Annotated in this window: 16 protein-coding genes and 1 pseudogene; 6 read left to right on the top strand and 11 right to left on the bottom strand. The window is 40.6% G+C overall.

Features of this window, described 5'->3' with window-relative positions; translation table 11 throughout:
- Positions 1 to 2: 2 nt before the first annotated feature.
- From HF992_RS05365 to nox, 9 genes are all read right to left on the bottom strand, one after another.
- Positions 3 to 404 (bottom strand): Spx/MgsR family RNA polymerase-binding regulatory protein, encoded by a 402-nt coding sequence (locus HF992_RS05365; protein WP_168549030.1) that lies wholly within the window; start codon positions 402 to 404, stop codon positions 3 to 5.
- A gap of 73 nt (positions 405 to 477) precedes the next feature.
- Positions 478 to 1,395, bottom strand: coding sequence for a bifunctional riboflavin kinase/FAD synthetase (locus tag HF992_RS05360; RefSeq protein WP_168549029.1), 918 nt, complete (start codon positions 1,393 to 1,395; stop codon positions 478 to 480).
- Between the two features lie 23 nt (positions 1,396 to 1,418).
- Positions 1,419 to 2,300, bottom strand: coding sequence for a tRNA pseudouridine(55) synthase TruB (gene truB / locus HF992_RS05355; protein ID WP_343032954.1), 882 nt, complete (start codon positions 2,298 to 2,300; stop codon positions 1,419 to 1,421).
- Positions 2,301 to 2,526: 226 nt separating this feature from the next.
- Entirely contained in the window at positions 2,527 to 3,177 is a 651-nt protein-coding gene (locus tag HF992_RS05350; protein WP_168549027.1) for an ABC transporter ATP-binding protein, read from the bottom strand.
- A gap of 2 nt (positions 3,178 to 3,179) precedes the next feature.
- On the bottom strand, positions 3,180 to 3,854 hold the full coding sequence (locus HF992_RS05345; RefSeq protein ID WP_168549026.1) for a DUF1430 domain-containing protein: 675 nt from the start codon (positions 3,852 to 3,854) through the stop codon (positions 3,180 to 3,182).
- Positions 3,855 to 3,923: 69 nt separating this feature from the next.
- Positions 3,924 to 5,192, bottom strand: coding sequence for a hypothetical protein (locus tag HF992_RS05340; RefSeq protein WP_168549025.1), 1,269 nt, complete (start codon positions 5,190 to 5,192; stop codon positions 3,924 to 3,926).
- A 271-nt stretch (positions 5,193 to 5,463) separates the two neighbouring features.
- Entirely contained in the window at positions 5,464 to 5,763 is a 300-nt protein-coding gene (locus tag HF992_RS05335; protein ID WP_246201243.1) for a lactococcin 972 family bacteriocin, read from the bottom strand.
- Between the two features lie 643 nt (positions 5,764 to 6,406).
- Complete coding sequence (locus tag HF992_RS05330) at positions 6,407 to 7,684, bottom strand: DUF2130 domain-containing protein (RefSeq protein WP_168549024.1); 1,278 nt, start codon at positions 7,682 to 7,684, stop codon at positions 6,407 to 6,409.
- Between the two features lie 86 nt (positions 7,685 to 7,770).
- Positions 7,771 to 9,138 carry a H2O-forming NADH oxidase gene (nox, locus tag HF992_RS05325; protein ID WP_168549023.1) on the bottom strand — a complete coding sequence of 456 codons (1,368 nt, stop codon included), beginning with the start codon at positions 9,136 to 9,138 and terminating at the stop codon, positions 7,771 to 7,773.
- Between the two features lie 412 nt (positions 9,139 to 9,550).
- Between nox and trkA the strand changes: the two genes are divergently transcribed.
- From trkA to HF992_RS05310, 3 genes are read left to right on the top strand one after another with little or no spacing between them, the layout of a single operon-like run.
- Positions 9,551 to 10,906, top strand: coding sequence for a Trk system potassium transporter TrkA (gene trkA, locus HF992_RS05320; protein ID WP_168549022.1), 1,356 nt, complete (start codon positions 9,551 to 9,553; stop codon positions 10,904 to 10,906).
- Position 10,907: 1 nt separating this feature from the next.
- A complete protein-coding gene (locus HF992_RS05315) occupies positions 10,908 to 12,383 on the top strand; it encodes a TrkH family potassium uptake protein (protein WP_168549021.1) in 1,476 nt (491 codons plus the stop codon).
- 1 nt (position 12,384) lies between these two features.
- Positions 12,385 to 13,137: a GNAT family N-acetyltransferase gene (locus tag HF992_RS05310; RefSeq protein WP_168549020.1), complete on the top strand. Its 753-nt coding sequence runs from the start codon at positions 12,385 to 12,387 to the stop codon at positions 13,135 to 13,137.
- A gap of 37 nt (positions 13,138 to 13,174) precedes the next feature.
- On the opposite strand, the gene HF992_RS05305 is transcribed toward HF992_RS05310, so the two are convergent.
- Positions 13,175 to 13,927 carry a MurR/RpiR family transcriptional regulator gene (locus tag HF992_RS05305; RefSeq protein ID WP_168549019.1) on the bottom strand — a complete coding sequence of 251 codons (753 nt, stop codon included), beginning with the start codon at positions 13,925 to 13,927 and terminating at the stop codon, positions 13,175 to 13,177.
- 203 nt (positions 13,928 to 14,130) lie between these two features.
- Between HF992_RS05305 and HF992_RS05300 the strand changes: the two genes are divergently transcribed.
- The 3 genes and pseudogenes from HF992_RS05300 to HF992_RS05290 form a co-directional block, all read left to right on the top strand.
- On the top strand, positions 14,131 to 15,819 hold the full coding sequence (locus tag HF992_RS05300; RefSeq protein ID WP_168549018.1) for a PTS transporter subunit EIIC: 1,689 nt from the start codon (positions 14,131 to 14,133) through the stop codon (positions 15,817 to 15,819).
- A 1-nt stretch (position 15,820) separates the two neighbouring features.
- Positions 15,821 to 16,603 carry an HAD-IIB family hydrolase gene (locus HF992_RS05295; RefSeq protein ID WP_168549017.1) on the top strand — a complete coding sequence of 261 codons (783 nt, stop codon included), beginning with the start codon at positions 15,821 to 15,823 and terminating at the stop codon, positions 16,601 to 16,603.
- A gap of 107 nt (positions 16,604 to 16,710) precedes the next feature.
- Positions 16,711 to 17,181 (top strand): annotated as a pseudogene (locus HF992_RS05290) (PTS sugar transporter subunit IIA); the annotation flags it as partial.
- An 878-nt stretch (positions 17,182 to 18,059) separates the two neighbouring features.
- On the opposite strand, the gene HF992_RS05285 reads toward HF992_RS05290, so the two are convergent.
- Entirely contained in the window at positions 18,060 to 20,075 is a 2,016-nt protein-coding gene (locus HF992_RS05285) for an FtsX-like permease family protein (RefSeq protein ID WP_168549015.1), read from the bottom strand.
- Between the last annotated feature and the right edge of the window lies 1 nt (position 20,076).

Raw genomic sequence — 20,076 nt, 5'->3', positions numbered from 1 at the left:
AACTAACCAATCTCCGCTTTCAAAGTGGCATTTTTTAATTCTTGCTTGCGATAATCCCGTGATAAAAAGGCACGAATCTCATCCTCATTAAAACCAATTTGCATGCGCTTGCTATCCAACAAAATCGGCCGTCTTAACAGGCTAGGATAATCTTCAATCAGCTTAATCAACTCCGAAATGGACAAATCATCCACATCAATGTTCAACTTCTGAAAAATTTTTGATCGTGTCGATATCAAGTCATCCGTACCATTTTCTGTCAGAGACAAGATGTGCTTTAACTCATCTGCTGATAAGGGACTTGTCATAATATTGTGTTCTTTAAAGGGTACATTATGCTTGGTTAGCCAAGCCCTTGCCTTGCGGCAAGATGTACAACTTGGAGATAAAAATAAGGTAATCATACAATCGTCCTCGTCATTCAGTCTCTAATATTATACAATATTTGAAATCATTTTGCTAGACTTTTTCGTGTTTTTATGCCTTCCAGACTCGGACTTTTTCTTCATCATCTGCCAATTGTCGGGTCAAACTGTCAATGCCATCAAATTTTACCATTTCGCGCAATTTATCTAACCAATGAATCTGAATGGTCTGCCCATACAAATCCCCTTCAAAATCAAGAATATGAGCTTCTATGCGTAATTCTTGCCCATCAAAGGTCACATTTTTGCCAACACTGGCCATTGACCGATATAACTTTCCTTTGATTTCAACATCTGCCACATAAACACCGTCCCCTGGTAGAAAAACTCTATCCAAAGGCGCTAAATTAGCTGTCGGATAACCAATCGTTCGTCCCCTAGCATCACCGTGAACCACAAGGCCACGCGTGTTATAAGTATAACCTAACAGTTCACGCGCTTGAGTCACATTGCCTGCTAAAATAGCCTGACGGATCTGTGTTGAAGAAATCTTTTGGCCTTGCCATTGTTGCTCAGCCACAATATGAACCGGGCAATCCAAAACTTCTTTCAAGTAATGCGCATCTTTTTGATCACTTCCAAAACGGTAGTCAAAACCAGCTACAAGCGCTTGTGCACGTAACGTTTTGACATAATTTTGTATAAACTCACTCGATGAATTCTGGGCAAACTCCCCTGTAAAATCAATCCAATAAAGGAAATCAACCCCTGCTTCTGCAAATTTCGCCAACCGATCCTCTGGACTATTAAGGTGAAGCAATAGCTCTGGCTCAAACCGGCTAAATGCTAATTTGGGAGACTCTGGAAAAGTCAATACAGCAACCTTCAACCCCAAATGCTTTGCTAGTTTTTGAGCTTCTTGAAATAAGCTTTGATGGCCTAGGTGCAAGCCGTCAAAGTAACCTAGAACCAGAACAGTGTCCTCTTCCTGTACAATGTCTCGATAGTCAGTGATTTTGTAAACTTTCATGTTTTTTATTTTACCACATTTCGTTAGAGAAAGACTTTTCTAGGCTTGTAGAGCTCTTCTCGCTTCTCTAAGATCGCAATCAATTGATCCGCTCGAAAAGCTGCAACCCAGTCATCTGCCACGTCAGGCAAGGCAATAAATCTCCCGTAGAGAATATCTTGCCCCTGTTCCTCATTCAAGAGAACCCTTGGTAACGTCCCCAAACCAAATTCGATCGGCAATAGAAACTCCCAATTTCCCTCCTCCACTTTCTGAGCAATTTCTGATAAAGTCACGGCATCCTGAATCTCTAGACCAGATGCTGACGTTCGGACCAACTTGGACATGTGGCTAGCATAGCCTAGCTTCTTCCCTAAATCAACTGCCAAGGTCCGCACATAGGTCCCCTTACTGCACTTAACCTGAAAACCAAACCGAACAAGACCATCTTCAAACTGCAAAGGACTGGTCCGTTCAAAAGAGTAAATGACCACCTGACGCTCGGGACGCTCGACTTCTTCACCGGCACGGGCATACTCGTAGAGCTTACGCCCATTGACCTTGACCGCAGAATACATGGGGGGAACTTGAGTAATCTGACCGACAAAGGCCGCCATGACTCTATCCACTTGTTCCTCGCTTAAATCCTCTTCAATAGGGGTCGTCTCGACCACTTCCCCACTGGCGTCTTCCGTTGTGGTGGAAAAACCAAGAGTTATCTCTCCTTCATAGATTTTTCCTTCTTCTTGCATGTATTCGATGAGCCGAGTAGCTTTTCCAACTGCAATAGGAAGCACCCCTGTCACATCGGGATCCAGCGTACCACCATGCCCAATCTTCTTTTCATGCAGGATTTTCCGCAAGCGAAAGACCACATCATGACTGGTCATCCCAGCCTCTTTTTTGACATTAATAATTCCTGAAATCATGGGTTTATTTTACCATAAACCACAAGGAAAAACTAGGGGATTGGTCAAAAAGAAAAGTAGTCCTCTAATTTTATGGCAAACGTCTAAACTCGAATCTAAAAAAAACGGACACAGTTCATTTTCTGTTACTCAGAGTCCCTTTTTGTTCGCTTTTAATGATGCTACACCTTCAGAGGAACTAACGGTCTCAAAAGTCAAAATTATTTATTCAACTCTCCGACAACTAATAAGACTGGAGAGTCACGATATCCTCCAGTCTAATGATGCAATCTGCTTTCTCCCATATGGCTGGATTATGGGTAGCGATAATAATCAACCGCTCAGGAGATTTCAATTGTAGCAACAAAGCCATAATAGCCTCTGAATTTTTAGGATCCAGTGCTGCTGTTGGCTCATCTGCTAAAATAAGTGGAGGATTTTTAAGAATAATTTTTGCAAGAGCGACCCGTTGCGCTTCGCCTCCTGAAAGCTCAAAAATCTTTCTATTCAACTCTAAATAACCTAGATTTACTTGCTCTAATGCCTGATAAAGGGCTCTCGTTTTTTCCTGCTTTCCCATTTTTTTACCAATAAGCCCTAACTCAAGATTGTCTTGAATGCTCTGGTTATCTAATAGGCCAAAGTTTTGGAAAAGGTAACCCAAATGACGACGAAAAAAAGTTAAATCACTTATTGATTGCAGAGATTTATCGTTATAAAAAATATTCCCTGAATCCTCTTTTTCTAGCTTACCTATCATATTGAGCAAAGTTGTTTTACCACTACCACTCTTACCAACCAGAGCATAAACCTTACCTGCCTCAAAGGTTAAATTGAGTTTTTGAAACAATTGCCGTTGCCCGAATGATTTCGATATAGATTGAAGTGTAATCATCTCTAAGCTCCTTTCAAAACGGTTGCTGGGCTCAATTTTTCACGATGCGCTCTATAAATTAGCGTAAGGAGGGCATTTAACCAGAAAATCAAAAATGTCAAACTATTTAAAAATAAAGGAATCCTTAACCAAACCAATACAGCAAATGCCAAAAAGAATATCGCTAATTGGGCAGTCAAATAGTCTCTATGTAGCTGAAGAAATCCTAGACCTGAAAGACGTTTAATAAAAATCTCTCTGCGAAATTGCTCAAAATAAAGAAGATTCATTGACTGAAATAGAAGAACTGATGTCGCTATGCCTAGAATACTGCCTCCTAGACTGAGTAATCGTTCCGAAGCGATGTGTTCAAGTTGTCTCTGATAAAGCAAGCGACTATTTTCGATATAGGAAATGTAAGGTAACAACTGTTCCTCTTCAAGCAGGTGTTTAGCGGTTGCATAATCACTAAAAAATAGGTGATTGGTAAATGCATTTCCCCAAAATTGCCGTGCTAATGAACTACTTCCTGTTGACTTAGGGGTTATCACCACAATAATTGGATCGATTAGATACTGTTGGGAAGTAATGGCCGTCTGATTATACAAAAAGTATTCTTTCCCATCCGAAAGATAGCCGACAATTGGATTTATTAGCTCAAGAGCTGTTGATTCATCAGTCTTGAATCTATCGTTCAACTGTTTACTGTAAAGTTCTATGTAATCATTAGCTCTATCTTTCAAAGAATGAGGCAACAGAAGGCCATACTAACCCGGCGAAAGTTCTTCTAATTGTTGTCGTACCTTAGCATCTACATCAATGGATTGCTTATCAAGATAGTTCGCAGTAACATAGAGGGTGTTGCCATCCGGATGATAATCTGTTTTTTTTACACCTTGGTTATTCTGATCTGAAAAAACATACTGTGTCAAATTGTTTTGAACCAGCATAGCAACATTGGCTTCAACTGCCTTATTGATAAACGGATACCACTTATCAAAATAGGTAGCCTGTTTATCCCTTTCTCCAACTGCTAAATTAAAACTCATATTGACAAGGTCTGGCTCCTTGGCCCAATCTGACTTGGACTGTTCTTGCAAGCTCATTTCATTCTGATAAATAAAGACACGATTAAGGCTTACTCCAACAATAGTAATGGCTAAAAATTGTCCTCCCAACATTAGACTCAACAAACCGAGTAAGGGTAACCTCCCTTTGATAATGGGAAGAATATGGTTCTTTCTGACACCCAAAACATAGACAAGTGTCAGGAAAGAAGAAATTAAAATCAAAATGAATTGATAAATAAGTAAACTAGCTAATAAAAAGGATATAAAAAACCATTCCCCTAATCCTCTATAAAATAACCAAGCGCTACCAAGTAACAGCGAGACCAAGGTAGCTATACTTGTCCCTATAATATCTTTTAGAATACTCGCTAGACTAATGCTGAGTAACGGCCGGCCTGATAAAAGGTTAATTCCAACTGCTTTCAGCTCTGTAATCCGATAAATCAGGGTCAAAGCCGTAAAAGTCAATATACAAATCAAAACTGCTAGTAGCTGAGATCCTCGAGATAACGCGAACAAAGCGAATAACCAAGGTGACTCAGGTAACTTGGGAATTGCTTGATAACCCAAACGTAAAAAAAAGTCAGCCAGCACCTGAACCGTCAACGTACCATCAATAATAGCATAAGAGGTAGCTTGCTTTTGATAGGTAACGACCATTTGCTCCGTTGCAAGTGGTAATTCCTTAGGTAATTTTCCGTGGCCATAAACCTGATAGAAAAAATTAGCCTCACCACTCTCTTGCGGAACAGCCAAAACTTTCGCAATCGTGCTATCTGTTTTTACAGCAAGCTTCTCTAATTCAGCATCAAGAGTTTCTAAATTTGCTGGAGATTCTGTCACTATTTGATGGATAAATAAGCTAGGATAGCTTCCATACCGTAACTGAGTAACACGTCCACTAATCAGCCACACTACAAAAACAGTTAACAGTAGACTTGAAAATAAAAGAAAGAATCGTTTCATTTTACCTCTCCATCTGTAAAGCCAGTCTGGGATAAAAAGTCCTGACCACTCCACTCGATTTTAAATTGGTTAAGCAAAGCGCATTAGTTAAGGGACTAGACTGCCTAACTCTAGGCAATCTAATCTCCTTTTCGTCACACCCATTTTTTGAAATCAGTTTAGGTGGATAGACTTATTACCCTACATTTTGCAATCTCAAACAGCCTTTTGCATGACTGTTATACTCTTTTTCGTTTGTTGGCGTTCTTTCCCACTCCCTCTAAAAACCAAGCTAGTTTGTCCCACAATCAAACCAAGCATGCTCGCCAAAGCTTGTATTGACGAAGGCATATGCTGTATAATGCCTATCGGCTGTTTTATAATCCCCTCTGCTATCACTAGCTCTGGTAACGCTCGCCCAATGCCACATATAATCGTGACGATAGCTAGAAAAAGCTCCCCAATTGTCGGGATCGTGATGGCCTCCATAAGACCAGTAACCACCGTTCTGCACGGCCAAAACTGGACTTCCAACTCCTAAGACAAATGAAACACCCAAAAACAGTTTGAGAATATTAGATTTAGTAGACATTGACTGAATTCCTTTCTATAACTAATGATTCCTATCAAACATTTCCCGTTTTTCTCAATGTTACCCTCCTTTCATCAACGGGATACTCTGTTTTCTATTCCAAAGTTATTATACACAAAAAGAAAGCGTTGTCAATCATTTTTGCACGCCAAATGCATGCAACTATTTTCTAGTCACCTGCATTTTTTCAAAAAAATTCTTGAAAATATCCCTATAATCGGTGCCAGTCTGTTCATCTCACAGAAATGATACCACAAATTTTATCTAAAAAGCAAAGCACACTAATTCCCCGAAAATTTGTTTTCTAAAACCATCTTTGCTTCATGTGTTTGGCGTGACTATTCGTGAAAGAAAATGGATGTAGCCTTTTTCTAGTCCATCCATTTTTTAAACATCTTCACAGGTTTTACATTTTAATGATCACTGACTTTCCTTATGACAGATACCAAAATGTCATCCTAAAAATATAACTGTCTACGAAAACAAGGTAGCTGAAACCGACGTTTGTCTCAGGCGTTTGGCATAATCTATTTTACCAGTAATTTTGATCATTATGCCAATGTCGTGTAACGAATGACAAAAGACCTACTATGTCTAACACATTTGCTTCTTGGGTTTCTAGCATTCAGCGACTTTCGTCATGCTACTTCTGCTTTGCCAACTCCTCAAATTTCTCCCGCATGGTGGGATTGTTTCGGGTTAATTTCTTGACAGAGACGTCTTCTAACTTGTTGTTCGCCAAGCGAAGCTGGTTTTCAGAGGTAGTCAAAAAGCGTTTGACTTCTTCCATGCGCTTAATGGCCTTGTCAATCTCATCAATCGCCTTGCTGAAATTGGTACTGGCCGAGTTGTAGTTTTTGGCGAAGGCTGTCTTAAAGGTCTCCAAATCCTCCTCAAAATGGGTGATGTCAATGTGTTGCTCTCGGATAAGGGCTAGCTCCTGCTTGTAGGCCAGACTGTTGAGCGCAGCATTTCGCAAAAGCCCAATGAGCTGGATAAAGAACTGAGGGCGGACCACATACATCTTCTCGTACTCGTGACTAACGTCTACAATACCGGTATTGTAGTAGTCGTTGTCCGCTTCCAGCATGGTGACAAGGACCGCATACTCACACTTTTTCTCTCGTCTGTCCTTGTCCAATTCCTTGAAAAAGTCACTATTTCTGTGCTTTGTTTTAGTGGTATCGGCTTCATTTTTCATCTCAAACATGATGGAAATGAACTCGATCCCATTCTCATCTGCCTCACGAAAGATAAAATCCCCTTTTGAACCAGAACCTGAGACCTCATTATCTTTCCCGAAATAGGCTCGAGGAAAGGCATAGGCCCGAACCTTATTAAACTCCGTCTCCGCATAGATTTCCAGACTCTCTCCGATAGCCTTAGTGGATTGCTGAGCCTTGAAATTCTTATAAAATTCAACCTGCTCATTGGCTGCTTTTAGCTGAATGGCATAATCATTTTGGACAGCAGTCAACGCCAACTGGCTTTCTTTTTCTTGTAGAAGGAGTTGATGTTTCATCTGATCTCGTTCTTTTTCAACTTCGATCAAGCTTGTCTGAAGCTGATTTTGATGCTCCAGCCGCAGGCGATCGAGTTGAGCCTCTAAGGCTATGATAGTCTGTTCCTTTTGAGCTAACTGGTCTGCCATCTCTTGCTCCGTTGATTGTTTAATCAGTTTTTTCTCGGTATCAAACTGCTCAATCTGACTGGTCAAGGTTTGGATAGCTGTATTCTTTTCTTCCAAAAGCTGCTGTTGCTTATTTTGGGCTTTTTCCTGTACCAGTTCCAACTCTCTGGCCAAGCGGTCATGGATTTCCTGTTCGAATTCTGCTGTCCGAATCTGGCTCAATAATTGGCTGTAGGCTGTCTCATTAACCTGAAACGCTGTTCCACAATGGGGGCACTTGATCTGATTCATTCTATCCTCCTAAACATTTCTCTTCATTATACCAAAATTCCAAGGCAAACGAAAAAACCTGACGCAGCAGGTTCTTTCCGTTGAGGTTATTCAGCACTCAAGGCAGCCATAGTGATGTAGTTGTATGGCTTGTTGAAGTGTGGCAAGAAGAAGATATCTGTCAAGGCTAATTTCTCAATCGTTACACCTTCTTGGATAGCAAGTGAGAACATGTGAATCCCCATAGAGATGTCTTCACGCGCAGCCATTTGAGCACCAAGGATACGACGAGAGTCCTTATCGTAAACAATCTTGATGGTTACTGGGAAGTTACCATGTTCCATGAATTCAGGTTTTTGATTGTCAGTGTACTCCGTTACCGCAGCATTAAAGCCAAGGCGAGTCGCTTTTTCCAAAGTCAAACCAGTTGATACCAGGTTAAGGCCGTAGATTGAGATACCGTTAGAACCTTGTACACCAATACCTTCAAGTTCAGTACCACATGCGTTGTGAGCAGCTACAATACCTGTACGAACAGCATTTGAGGCAAGCGCAATGTAGTTAGTGTCTTTCAAAGCATTGTCATAGATTGTCGCACAGTCACCGATGGCGTAAACGCCTGGGATTGAAGTTTCTTGTTGTTTATTAACAAGGAAAGCACCGTTGCGGAAACGCTCGATTTGTTCACCTGCAAAGGCAGTATTTGGACGGAAACCAACTGCAAGGATAACCATGTCTACATCGTATTCGTTCTTATCAGTGATGATTTTCTCAACTTTACCGTCACCAGCAACTTCTTTAACAGTTTCGCCAAAGGCTAACTGAATGCCGTTGTCTTCAAGGTTTTTCGCCATCAAATCGCTAAGGTCGCGGTCATAGTAACCAGCCAAGCAAGTGTCTACAACGTCGATCAGAACGACTTCTTTACCTTTGCGTTGGAAAGCTTCTGCAAGTTCGACCCCAATGTAACCAGCACCTACAACTGCCACACGGTTGATGTCTTTGTTCTTCAAGCGTTCGATCACGTCTGCTGAGTTTTGGTACAATTTAACGAATTGAAGGTTTTCAAGTGTTGCTTCAAACTCCAATGAACCTTCTTTGATTTCAGCACCTTTGATTGGTGGCAAGATTGGTTGTGAACCAGTTGCAAAGATCAATTTGTCAAACGATTCCACATGTTCTTGGCCATTCACAAGAGCTGTGACAGTTTTAGCATCGTAGTCGATGTGTTGCACTGGTGACTCCATGTAAACTGTTGCGCCAAGGCTTTCCAATTCTTCCTTATTAGAGTAGAAGAGACCCTCGCTACCAGCAATTTGCTCACCGATCCAAAGCGCCATCCCACAACCTAGGAAAGAAATGTTAGAGTTTTGGTCAAACACTACGATTTCATTGGCATTGCCGTAGTTTGTCAACATAGTTTTGATACAGGCTGTACCAGCGTGGTTTGCACCAACAACAACGATTTTACTCATTAAAAGTTCCTCTTTCATAAAATATAATGTTATATCATCTATTATACTATAAAGAGTTATCGCTTACAATCTTTTTGCTTGTTTTTCTTCAGATACTCGTCATTTAATCCAATAATGGTCCTTTTTGCACTCACAAGAGGCGTTTTATGAAAAAAGCATCCTGTGAATTAACCCTTGTAGTAGCCACTAGTTTTGCTTCATAGAACAAAGCATCTTCTTCTGAAAAAGGTCTATCAAACTAAAGTGGTTGCACACTTGAAAATAGCCAACGAAAAGTTTCTTATTATTGGCGATCCATGTCAACAGCTTTATTGGTATTCTCCCACCGGTTATGCTATAATAGCTCTATTCTATTTGGAAAGTCTTTTTGAATCATAACTTCTAGTTCTATGATTCATATGGAGGAAACACTGTGAAAATTATTGTTGCCGGAGGCGGCAAGGTCGGAGAGTTGCTTTGCGAGGAACTTGCTAATCAATATCACGATTTGGTTTTAATTGAAAAAAATCCTGATGTTTTAGAACATTTGCTGGATCACTACGACATAACAGGTCTTGTAGGCAATGCTGCTGCTTACGATATCCAGGTTGAAGCTGGTGTTAAAGATGCTGATGTCTTCATTGCTACAAGCGAAACCGATGAGATCAATATTATCTCAGCTATTATGGCCCGCAAAATTGGAGCTAAGTACACGGTTGCTCGAGTCCGCAATCCTGAGTATGCTACTCAGTTTGATTTCGTTAGGGACAGCTTAGGCATTGACCTCCTCATCAATCCTGATTTTTCAGCAGCCCGTGACATTGCTGCCATCATCAAATATCCCTCATCACTCAGTGTTGAAACCTTCATGGGCGGGCGGATCAATTTGGTTGAATTTGAAATTTCAGATCGCTCTTCCCTTGTCGGCATTCCCTTATATGACTATAAGAGCAAATTTGGGAGTTTGCGGGTGTGTATCATCCACCGTGGTGACGAGGTCATGATTCCTAAAGCAGATAGTCGCCTCCAAGTCGGTGATCGAGTCCATGTGACAGGTTTTGTCAATGATATGCTCAAATTCCGCCAATGCCTCTTAGACGGTGATGGTCAGATCAAGAGTGTCATGGTTGTCGGAGGTGGACGGATCGCCCACTACTTGCTCAAGCTCCTTTCAAAGAGTCGGATTGATACCAAGGTTATTGAGCAAGATGAAGACCGTTGTGAGTTCCTTAGTGTTGAATGGCCTCAAACGACCATCGTCTGGGGAGATGGGACAGATCCTACCGTGTTGGAAGAGGAAGGCCTCACCCAGTACGATGCCTTTGTGTCATTGACTGGTGTTGACGAGGAAAACTTAATCACTTCTGTCTATGCTAAACACTCTGGCGTCAAAAAAGTGATCACTAAAATGAACCGCACTAGGATTCTCAAAATCTTGGGAGATGTCAAAATTAAGTCCATTATTACCCCAAAACAGTTGATCGCTAACGACATTAGTCGATTCATTCGCTCGCGGACCAATCTCCAAGGCTCCAATGTCGAAGCACTTTATCGCCTAGCAGATAATCAGGTTGAAGCCCTTCAATTTAGGGTCAAAAAAGAATCCAAAGTTTGTTTTATTCCGTTGCAAGAACTCAAACTCCGTAAGGATCTTTTTATCGTCAGTATCATCCGCAACGAGGAACTGATTTTTCCTGCCGGTCAGGATAGCCTCCAACCACATGACCGTGTGATTTTGGTGACGACCCACAACCATTTAACCGATATCAACGATATCCTGGAGGCCTAATATGCGACAGTCTCTCATTCGTTATTTTATTGGAAAATTGATGCAAATAGAGGCTGGACTGTTACTCCTGCCCCTCCTGGTCAGTTTTCTCTATGGGGAAAGCCTTAAGCAGAAGTTCGCCTATGGAAGTGTTGTAATTAGCCTTTATCTCGTTGGTTTTCTCCTGTGTTTTAAAAAACCTGCGCATTTCAAGCTCACCGCTCGCGAAGGGATTTTCACTGTTGCCTTGGCTTGGATTTTTCTGTCTTTATTTGGGGCCTTGCCCTTGGTTCTGAGCGGTGAAATCCCCAATCCTTTTGACGCTTTTTTTGAAATTTCCAGCGGTTTTACAACAACTGGTTCAAGCATTCTCTCTGATCTTTCCGTTTTGGAAAAGTCTTCTCTCTTCTGGCGGAGTTTTACCCATCTGATCGGTGGAATGGGGATTTTGGTTTTTACACTGGCCATTCTGCCAAATGCTGGTTCGGACACTGTTCAGCTCATGCGAGCTGAAGTCCCTGGCCCTGTCTTTGGTAAAATTGTATCCAAATTGACCCAGACGGCTCGCATTCTTTATGCTATCTATATTTCCATGACAGCTGTCATGATTTTCATTCTCTGCCTGACGGGCGTTCCGCTCTTTGACAGTTTGCTCTTGTCCTTTGGTACAGCTGGTACTGGAGGTTTTGGAATCAACAATGCAGGTTTTGCTATTTATAGCAATCCCCAGCTAGTCGAATGGATTATTGGAGTCGGCATGATGCTGTTTGGGGTCAATTTTAATATCTACTACTTTATTCTGATTGGATCTGGATTTGAGGCTCTAAAAGACGAGGAGTTTAAGACCTATCTCGGGATTATTTTAGCCGCTACAATCGGTATTTTCCTCAATATCCTCCCCCATTACCAGAATATCTGGGATGGCCTTCGTATTGCCTTCTTCAATGTTTCTTCTATCCTTACGACAACTGGTTATGCCACAGCAGATTTTAACGACTGGAATATCATCAGTCATCTAATCCTTATCAGCCTGATGTTTATTGGAGGAAGTGCCGGGTCTACCGCTGGTGGCCTTAAAGTCTCTCGGGTACTGATTTATATTAAAATGGCCTTGTCAGAACTGCGACGAGTCGGACAACCTAGACGCGTTGTGACCCCTCTCTTTAATAAAAAAATCATTGAAAAAGAGCGTCAGATTAACCTCGCTCACTATCTTTTAGTCTATATCTTAGTCTTTGGCCTAATTCTCTTTAGTGTTTCTTTCGAATCCAAAGACCTGACAACTGCTTTTACGGCTGTTGCCGCTACGTTTAACAATATCGGACCTGGTTTGGGTGCTGTGGGACCAACATCTAATTTTTCAGCCTATTCAGACTGGAATACACTGGTGCTCACCTTCTCCATGCTAGCCGGTCGCCTAGAGATTTATCCCATGCTGATTCTCTTCGCTCCCAGCACGCTCAAAACCTTCTCAAAATTACGCTTTTGGTTACGCTAATATGAAATTACTCAATAATGCATCGTCAGTGAACTCACTTTTTAAGGATTGGCAAGAAACTATCATCTGGTCCTGTTTGCAGGGGGTGATGGGTGAGATTTTTGTAGATAACCTAGAATACCCACAATCAGCCTTGGCAAAACTAGGGAAAAAGGCTTCTTTTGGTTTTCTAGCAGGTCAACCAAACATAGAATTGCTCGAATCTTGTCGAGGAGAGGATATTATCCTTGTTCCGCAACATCAAGGTTGGTCGGATTTAATCGAAACGACTTACAGGTCAAAGGCTCATGCTTTTACACGCTATGCAACCAAGAAGGACACCAAATTTGATCGTCACAAATTAGAAGAATTTGTGACTAGCTTGCCAGAAGAATTTGATTTGCAATGGATTGATGAACAGCTGTATAAAGTTTGTTTGACCGAAGGCTGGTCACAAGACTTGGTTGCAAATTACGATGATTACCAGCACTACGCTCAACTTGGATTAGGAGTGGTCGCCCTTTATCAAGGAAAGGTGGTAGGCGGTGCCTCGTCTTACTCAACCTATGAAAATGGGATTGAAATTGAGATAGATACTCACCCCGATTTTAGGCGGAAGGGTTTGGCAAAAGCTATCGCAGCTAAGTTGATCTTGGCTTGTTTAGACAGAGGACTTTATCCTAGTTGGGATGCCCATACCAAGGTTTCCTTGGAGTTAGCAGAGAAATTAAGCTATGAATTTTCACATGACTATATCGCTTATGAGCTAGAATAGGGGCTCAAGCTGAAATTAGACTAGGATTTTTCCCAGTCTAATTTTTTATTTTGCTAAGAACCACTTCAAACAACAGTGTACTGACAAGATTAAACATTAAGCGTGAACGTAATTTTTCACGCTTTTTAGGCGCATCATAAATATAGATGACATGGTCACTAATCTTGGATAATAGGCTATTTCCAAGTGTGGTGATAGACAATATGAGAGTTCCATTTCGTTTAGCAGCTAAAATACTTTCATTGACTTCTTGGCTATTTCCCCCCAAGGAGAATACTAAAATAACATCCTCCTGTGTTGAAATATCTTTAATTCGTTTAATGCTATGCTGCTCAAAATAGTCATTTGACCACACATTAATTAATTTTAATTTTCGATTAAAATCAGCCATAGCCATATAACTCGAACCGACACCGATACAGAATATTCGTCTCGCATTCAAAAGACAGTTAGCAAAGATATTAAAATCTTCCTCTGTCAAAATGGCTAAGGTCTGCTGGAATTCAACGTTTAGCTGATTTTTGACTTGCTCAAAAGAGTTCTGTTCGCGTTTTGCTAGGGCACTTCGTAGTTCTTTTGATAACCTTAAATCATATTTTAACTCGTTATAGGTCCGATATCCCATTTTTTTACAAGCGCGGACGACTGTTGAACTGGAAGTATAGAGGTCTGCGCAGATGGTTTTCAAGGTGATCGTCTCAACTTCTTCTTGACGCATCAAATAATCAATTACTTCCTGTTCATTTATCGAAAGTTTCTCATAATTTTTCTTTAAATTGTTTAAAAACATAAGTACCTCTTTTGCTAATACAGTTAGCTCTTTTAGCAAATTGACAGATAAGTCAACTAAAAATGTTTGGGATAAAATGATTTACTAGTAAAATTTTACCCTAAAAGTAAAAAACATTCAAGATAGGAAAATTGTTCGAAAAAAACGTTTTTTAGAGAATGTTTGTTAAAATGAATGTGTAAAAAATATATAGGAGGCTAAAAATGAAAGAGAAAAATAAACTAATCTCTGCATTTGAGCAATTTGGGCGGTCGTTTTTATTACCTGTTTCAGTTTTACCGGGAGCAGGAATTATAAAGGGCATTGGTACTGCCTTTACAAATGAAAACACATTGAACATGTTTCCAATTCTGACGAATAACATCTTCCAATTCATTATGAAACTTTTTATTGTATTGGGAGATACAGCCTTTAATAACTTACCTGTTATCTTTGCTGTAGGGGTAGCAGTTGGATTAGCCAAACGTGAAAAAGGTTCTGCGGCTTTATCTGGCTTGCTTGGATTTATTGTCTTACACTATATTCTTAACTTCTTATTAACTACGACAGGACAGTTAGTTGATACAGCTGGTGTTGATAAAGTCCAAGCAAAATTGCTCATGGCCAACGCCATGCAAACAAAGGTCCTCGGAATTCAAACAATGGATCTGAGTGTCTTTGGGGGGATTATTGCTGGACTTACAGTCTATTTTGTGCATAAATGGGCGGTTAAACAAGAACTGCCAACAGTCATTGGTTTCTTTAGTGGTCCACGTTTCGTCCCTATTGTGACAATGGTAGTAATGACATTTGTTGCTACAGGTGTCTTCTTTATATGGCCAACGATTCAAGTAGGAATTAGTGCCTTATCAGTGATGATTTTGAAATCTGGACCAATCGGGACTTTCCTTTATGGTTTGATTGAACGCGCTTTATTACCATTTGGGCTCCATCATGGTCTAAATTGGCCGGTGCGTACAACAGAATTAGGGGGATCGTGGATTATTAACGGTCAGCATGTTGTGGGAACGGTGAATGCTTACATTGCATCATTGGCAGACTCAACTATCCATTCAATTGATCCAGCTATTACACGCTTTAATGGCGGTAAATTTGTTTACTTCATGTTTGGGTTGTCCGGGGCAGCATACGCAATGTATAAAACAGCGACACCTGAAAAACAAAAAATGGCTGGCTCTCTTCTTTTTGCTGCAGCAGCAACTTCTTTCTTAACAGGTATCACGGAGCCAATTGAATTTACCTTCTTATTTGTCGCACCAATGCTATATGCTGTTCACGCAGTGATTGCTGGTTCAGCATTATTTGTTATGCATATGTTGGGAGCAGGTGTTGCAACTCCTACAGGTCATGGTTTAATCAATTTGATTATTTACGGAGTTTTACAAGGGCCTAAAACACATTGGTGGCTTGTTTTCCTTGTGGGAATTCCATATTTCTTCATTTACTATTTTGTTTTCAAATTTATGATTATCAAATTTAATTTTAAAACACCTGGCCGTGAAGATATTGATGAAGTTCGTTTGGCTACCAAAGAAGAAGCCCGTGGAAAATACGGTTTGAAAATTCAATCTGTTGGTAAAGAAGAACATGCTAGTCAGACAAATGAAAACCCTTCTGAAAAACCACTCAGCAAGCAAGAAAAAACACATCAGCAAGCCCTTGGTTTAATCGAAGCACATGGTGGACCTGAGAACATTGTTGACGTAAACGCCTGTATTACCCGCTTGCGTATAGATGTCAAGGATAAATCGCTTGTGGATAAAGATACGATCCTCAAAAAATATGAGGCTCTTGGTTTTGCAGAGAATGGGATGCAGATGCAATCTATCTACGGTGCTTACGCTAATGTATTAAAGATGGAAATTCAAGAAATATTAGGGATTGGTGAGTAGGATGGCACGCCGTATTCTATGTGTGACAGACCTTGATGGTACTTTTGTGAAAAACTCAGTTGATGTAGATAGTGAGGATTTGCAGGCTTGTTACCAGCTTTGTTCCATCGGTGATTTCTCTGTGGCAACAGGGCGTTCCGTTGAAGAGATTCATTATATTTCTCAGAAAAATAACATTAAATTCAAACATTTGATTGGGTTTAACGGTGCTTTAGTTGAGTCAGAAGATAGAGTGATTTTTTCTCGGCCTCTTGTCCAAAAAGATGTTCATGACCTCTTAGCCTATCTCAAACAAGAAAATCTTATTTTTGACGCCCTAGATGGTCAATCAAGGATTGGTAATTTTGTTCATGAACATGCTGAACATCTTTGGAATATGGATTTGCTCTCTTTGAGCAATCCGTTTGACATACTCAAAACTAAAACGATTTATAAATTTAATGTGAGACCGAAAAAAGAGTTGGGGGCAGTTTATTTCAAACATTTGCAGTTACAATTTCCGCACTTAGAAGTTTTCAAAGCTGGAGCTACACGCATTGAAGTCACTGCTACAGGAATTTCAAAAGGTAGCAGTCTTGAGCTGTTGAAGTCTGATTATGATTTGATTGTTGCTTTTGGTGACTCAGGAAATGATATTTCCATGTTTCAAGCAGCAGATATTTCTTATTGCATGTCATCAGCACCTAAGCAAGTACAAACTGAAGCAACATATGTTTTTGATTCATTTGCATTAGCTGCACAACACTTTTTAGAGACACTTGCTCAGACTAATTATAATTTGTAACCCCAATAGTATTATGACAAGGATTAAAAACGAGAGCAGAGGAATTTATTATGACAGAAAGCTTTTTTTCACGTTGGTTTTCAAAAGGAAAAACCTCAACAGCTTCCACTGAGGTTATGCAAAATGAAGACATCATCCTATCTCCTGTAAGTGGACAATTGGTGGACTTAGCAAAAGTTAATGACCCAGTTTTTTCCTCTGGTATGATGGGGCAAGGAATTGCTATCCAACCAAAACAAGGAGTGCTTTATGCACCTGCAGATGCAGAGGTAACGATTGCTTTTGAGACGGGACATGCCTATGGTTTAAAGACAGTTCATGGAGCTGAGATTTTACTTCATATTGGGATTGATACGGTTTCAATGGAAGGAGATGGTTTTGAACGATTAGTCACAGAAGGTATGCCAGTCAAAGCAGGGGACAAGTTAGGAGTTTTTGATCTGGATAAGATTGGGACTGCTGGTCTGGAAGCAACAACGATGGTCATCATTACCAACTCAGCGGACTATAAGGAAATTTTACCAAGCCAAACAAAAACAGTTGAGGTCGGCGATCATTTACTAGCACTTAAGCGATAATACATAACAGCTGCATGGAAAATTGTGGTATAAAGTTGGCAAGATGAAATGATTATCACTAATTGTTAAGGTTCTTTAAGAAAAACTCTAAAAAATGCATGTAACTCAAAAAGTTGCATGCATTTTCTTCATTCTTACGACTGGCTATATGAGTAAGGCCAGGTTTTAAGAAATTCATCCAAGTTTTCAGTGCTTTCCAGTTTAATATTTTGAACAACTGGCTAATGAAATACGTTTTCCCAAAGTTCACAAAGATCACATTGCCATTTTTGAGCGGGATAAGCAGGAACATCTCTTTCTTTTGTCCAATGAGATGTATGACTAATGTAGTATCCTAAATCTGAGCTCTATATGAGATTTATCTTTATACGACTATTACCACTACATACTTGAATTTCTTTATGCTTCCAATAAACTTGATTGAGTATTTAACAAAAATAAAGCTACGGCAGATACTTTCTATCGCTGAAAAAATGTTGAAAATCTTATGCCTTGAGAAGTTGTGATTGCGCAATGGCTATCCTATCATTTCCATAGTGCCCATTTAGAGTATGTTTTCGCGCTACTTTATCGTTATTTATCAGGCTTCTCATTTGTGCTCTTCTCTCTTTTCCCTTAAATTTTCTGAATTGGCACATTTGCAGCTACACCGAGAAAGACTTCAAGGCAATTGAAAAAGCAAAAATACCTTTTATATAGCTGTAAGAAACTGCCTGCTTTAAATATTGACCACTTTTTAGAACACTTAACAGAGACTTACTGGCGTTTCTTATTAAGACGGAAGATAAAGAGCCTGAGAACAAAAGTTTTCTCAGACTCTTCAATTTAGGCTGGACCTATTGCCCAGTTTATTTTCCTTAACAAAACATATGACTGACTTACTGACTAACAATTTTGCGGTAACTACGTGAGGTAATAGCGAAAACAGCCAGATAAACCACTAGGAAAATAGTGCAGACCCCTAGGGTCACTTGCATAATTTGCAAAGTTGACATAGGGACAAATAGGTGCAAAATCTTATCCAGCATCTGAAAGGCAGCTGTCAGGTGGACAAATGCACAAGTTAAGGGGAGCAAGAAGACAACCAACACTTGCTTACGGATTGTTTGACGGGCCTGATCTTCATCCAAACCAACTTTTTGCAAGATGACAAAATTTTCCCGATCCTCGTAGCCTTCAGATACCTGCTTGTAGTAGATAACAAGGACTGTCCCAAGCATAAAGATGACGGTCAAGAGCATACCGATAAAGAAGAGAGAACCAAAAAGGGTTGTGATTTCTTTTTGATTGCGTGCCCGAAAAGAACTATACACTTCTATCTGTTCCGGGAACCTCTCCTTGATGAAGGCATTGAGCGGTTCTTCAAGGGCTAATTGTCGCTCTAATGATAAATCAGTGTCCAAACCAGCATAATAATACTGAGTCAGACCGGTCAACTGGTCGCTAGTGAGGTCATAGCTCGGTAATGTTTTGAGGACCTCTTCAGCATCTGCGACAACCATATAGACATTCTTGCTGAAAATCCCTGCTAGATTATCTGAGACATTGCCCTTGATAAAGTTTTGCACATCTTCTTCAATAATCTGGAAAGCCTGACCATCCAAGACAAAGGGCTGGTTCTTATCTATCTGATGCCCTTCCACTCGGAGCATGGCCTCTCCCTCTTTCAGCTCGACCCGCTCCCCTGTCATAGCCTGGTAATCGCCAGTCCCAACCATAAAGATGGCCCCTTCTGGCAGACCACGTGTTTCAGCGTTGTAGGGAATGAGCGTATTGCCCTCCATCTTTGCGATAGAACCCATGACATAGCTGTAAGCGACTTGCTTGGTCGTAGGCATCTGCTCTTGCTCTTTAAAGTCATCCAAGAGACGGGATAAATCACTTAATGCTGTTGTATCCTGCGGCTCTTTGGCCAACTTCAACAAGGCAATGTCATGCGGATTGCTCTTTTCAACGAAGCTATTGGTTCCGATGTAGATGCTACTCCCTCCGGCCATGGTGACCAAGACCATGGTGGACAAGATGGCAATCGTCGCAAGACCAGCAGCATTTTTCTTCATCCGAAAGATCAGGTTAGAAGTCGAAATAAAGTTTTTTGGCTGGTAATAATAGTTCTCACGTTTTTTCAAAAAACGAAGGAAGACTGTTATGCCGGCATTAAAGAGTAGGTAGGTCGCAGCCATTACGAGAAGGACAGCGATAAAGAACATGCTGATTGCTGCCACAGGATCTTTGACGGTATTGGCCATATAGTAGCCAGCGCCTAAAAGACCAAGTCCTAGAAAAGTCTGTAAGCCCAGAAAACGTCCTTTTTTCTCTCCTTTTTTGCTTTCTTTGTTTAATTCTAAAGCCTTGAGGCGAATCAGCTTAACCCCATTGAGAAGAAAAGTGACAAAGAAAATCCCAGCAAACAATATCATAGTCGCAAGCACACTCGACCACTGGAAGGTTGATGCTAAAACGACAGGCCAATCCATCATTTTTAGGAGAATAGCATAAATCAGCTGGTCCAGAAGAAGCCCTAACCCAAGACCAAGGCCTGTACTCATCACTCCAAATAAGAGCAACTCTAATCCTACCATCTGAACTAGATGGCCTTTGTTCAGCCCTAGAATCTCATAAAGCCCCAATTCCTTGGTACGATTTTTCATGACAAAGCTATTAGCATAAAGGATGATGGCAAGAGAAGCTACTGCGACAATAAAGGAGCCCAGGCCTAATATCATAATCACTTGAGCACCGCCATAAACTTCTTGGAGGCCAGGGTTAAACGTCAAGGACATAAAGATGTAAAAAATGGCAATGGTTAAGCTGGTCGCAAGCACAAAAGGGTAATAGAGGGAGCGATTTTTGAGAAGGTTGCTGACAGCCAGTTGGCGAATCAATCCAAACATG

The sequence above is a fragment of the Streptococcus ovuberis genome, assembly GCF_012396585.1.
GTDB classification, from domain to species: Bacteria; Bacillota; Bacilli; order Lactobacillales; family Streptococcaceae; genus Streptococcus; species Streptococcus ovuberis.
This window is presented reverse-complemented; position numbering and strand designations above follow the sequence as displayed.

What these genes read in the sequence shown, in the direction of transcription:
- HF992_RS05365 (WP_168549030.1), bottom strand. Translation starts at nt 404, where the DNA reads ATGATTACCTTATTTTTATCTCCAAGTTGTACATCTTGCCGCAAGGCA.
- HF992_RS05360 (WP_168549029.1), bottom strand. Translation starts at nt 1,395, where the DNA reads ATGAAAGTTTACAAAATCACTGACTATCGAGACATTGTACAGGAAGAG.
- HF992_RS05350 (WP_168549027.1), bottom strand. Translation starts at nt 3,177, where the DNA reads ATGATTACACTTCAATCTATATCGAAATCATTCGGGCAACGGCAATTG.
- HF992_RS05340 (WP_168549025.1), bottom strand. Translation starts at nt 5,192, where the DNA reads ATGAAACGATTCTTTCTTTTATTTTCAAGTCTACTGTTAACTGTTTTT.
- HF992_RS05335 (WP_246201243.1), bottom strand. Translation starts at nt 5,763, where the DNA reads ATGTCTACTAAATCTAATATTCTCAAACTGTTTTTGGGTGTTTCATTT.
- HF992_RS05330 (WP_168549024.1), bottom strand. Translation starts at nt 7,684, where the DNA reads ATGAATCAGATCAAGTGCCCCCATTGTGGAACAGCGTTTCAGGTTAAT.
- nox (WP_168549023.1), bottom strand. Translation starts at nt 9,138, where the DNA reads ATGAGTAAAATCGTTGTTGTTGGTGCAAACCACGCTGGTACAGCCTGT.
- HF992_RS05315 (WP_168549021.1), top strand. Translation starts at nt 10,908, where the DNA reads ATGCGACAGTCTCTCATTCGTTATTTTATTGGAAAATTGATGCAAATA.
- HF992_RS05310 (WP_168549020.1), top strand. Translation starts at nt 12,385, where the DNA reads ATGAAATTACTCAATAATGCATCGTCAGTGAACTCACTTTTTAAGGAT.
- HF992_RS05305 (WP_168549019.1), bottom strand. Translation starts at nt 13,927, where the DNA reads ATGTTTTTAAACAATTTAAAGAAAAATTATGAGAAACTTTCGATAAAT.
- HF992_RS05300 (WP_168549018.1), top strand. Translation starts at nt 14,131, where the DNA reads ATGAAAGAGAAAAATAAACTAATCTCTGCATTTGAGCAATTTGGGCGG.
- HF992_RS05295 (WP_168549017.1), top strand. Translation starts at nt 15,821, where the DNA reads ATGGCACGCCGTATTCTATGTGTGACAGACCTTGATGGTACTTTTGTG.
- HF992_RS05285 (WP_168549015.1), bottom strand. Translation starts at nt 20,075, where the DNA reads ATGTTTGGATTGATTCGCCAACTGGCTGTCAGCAACCTTCTCAAAAAT.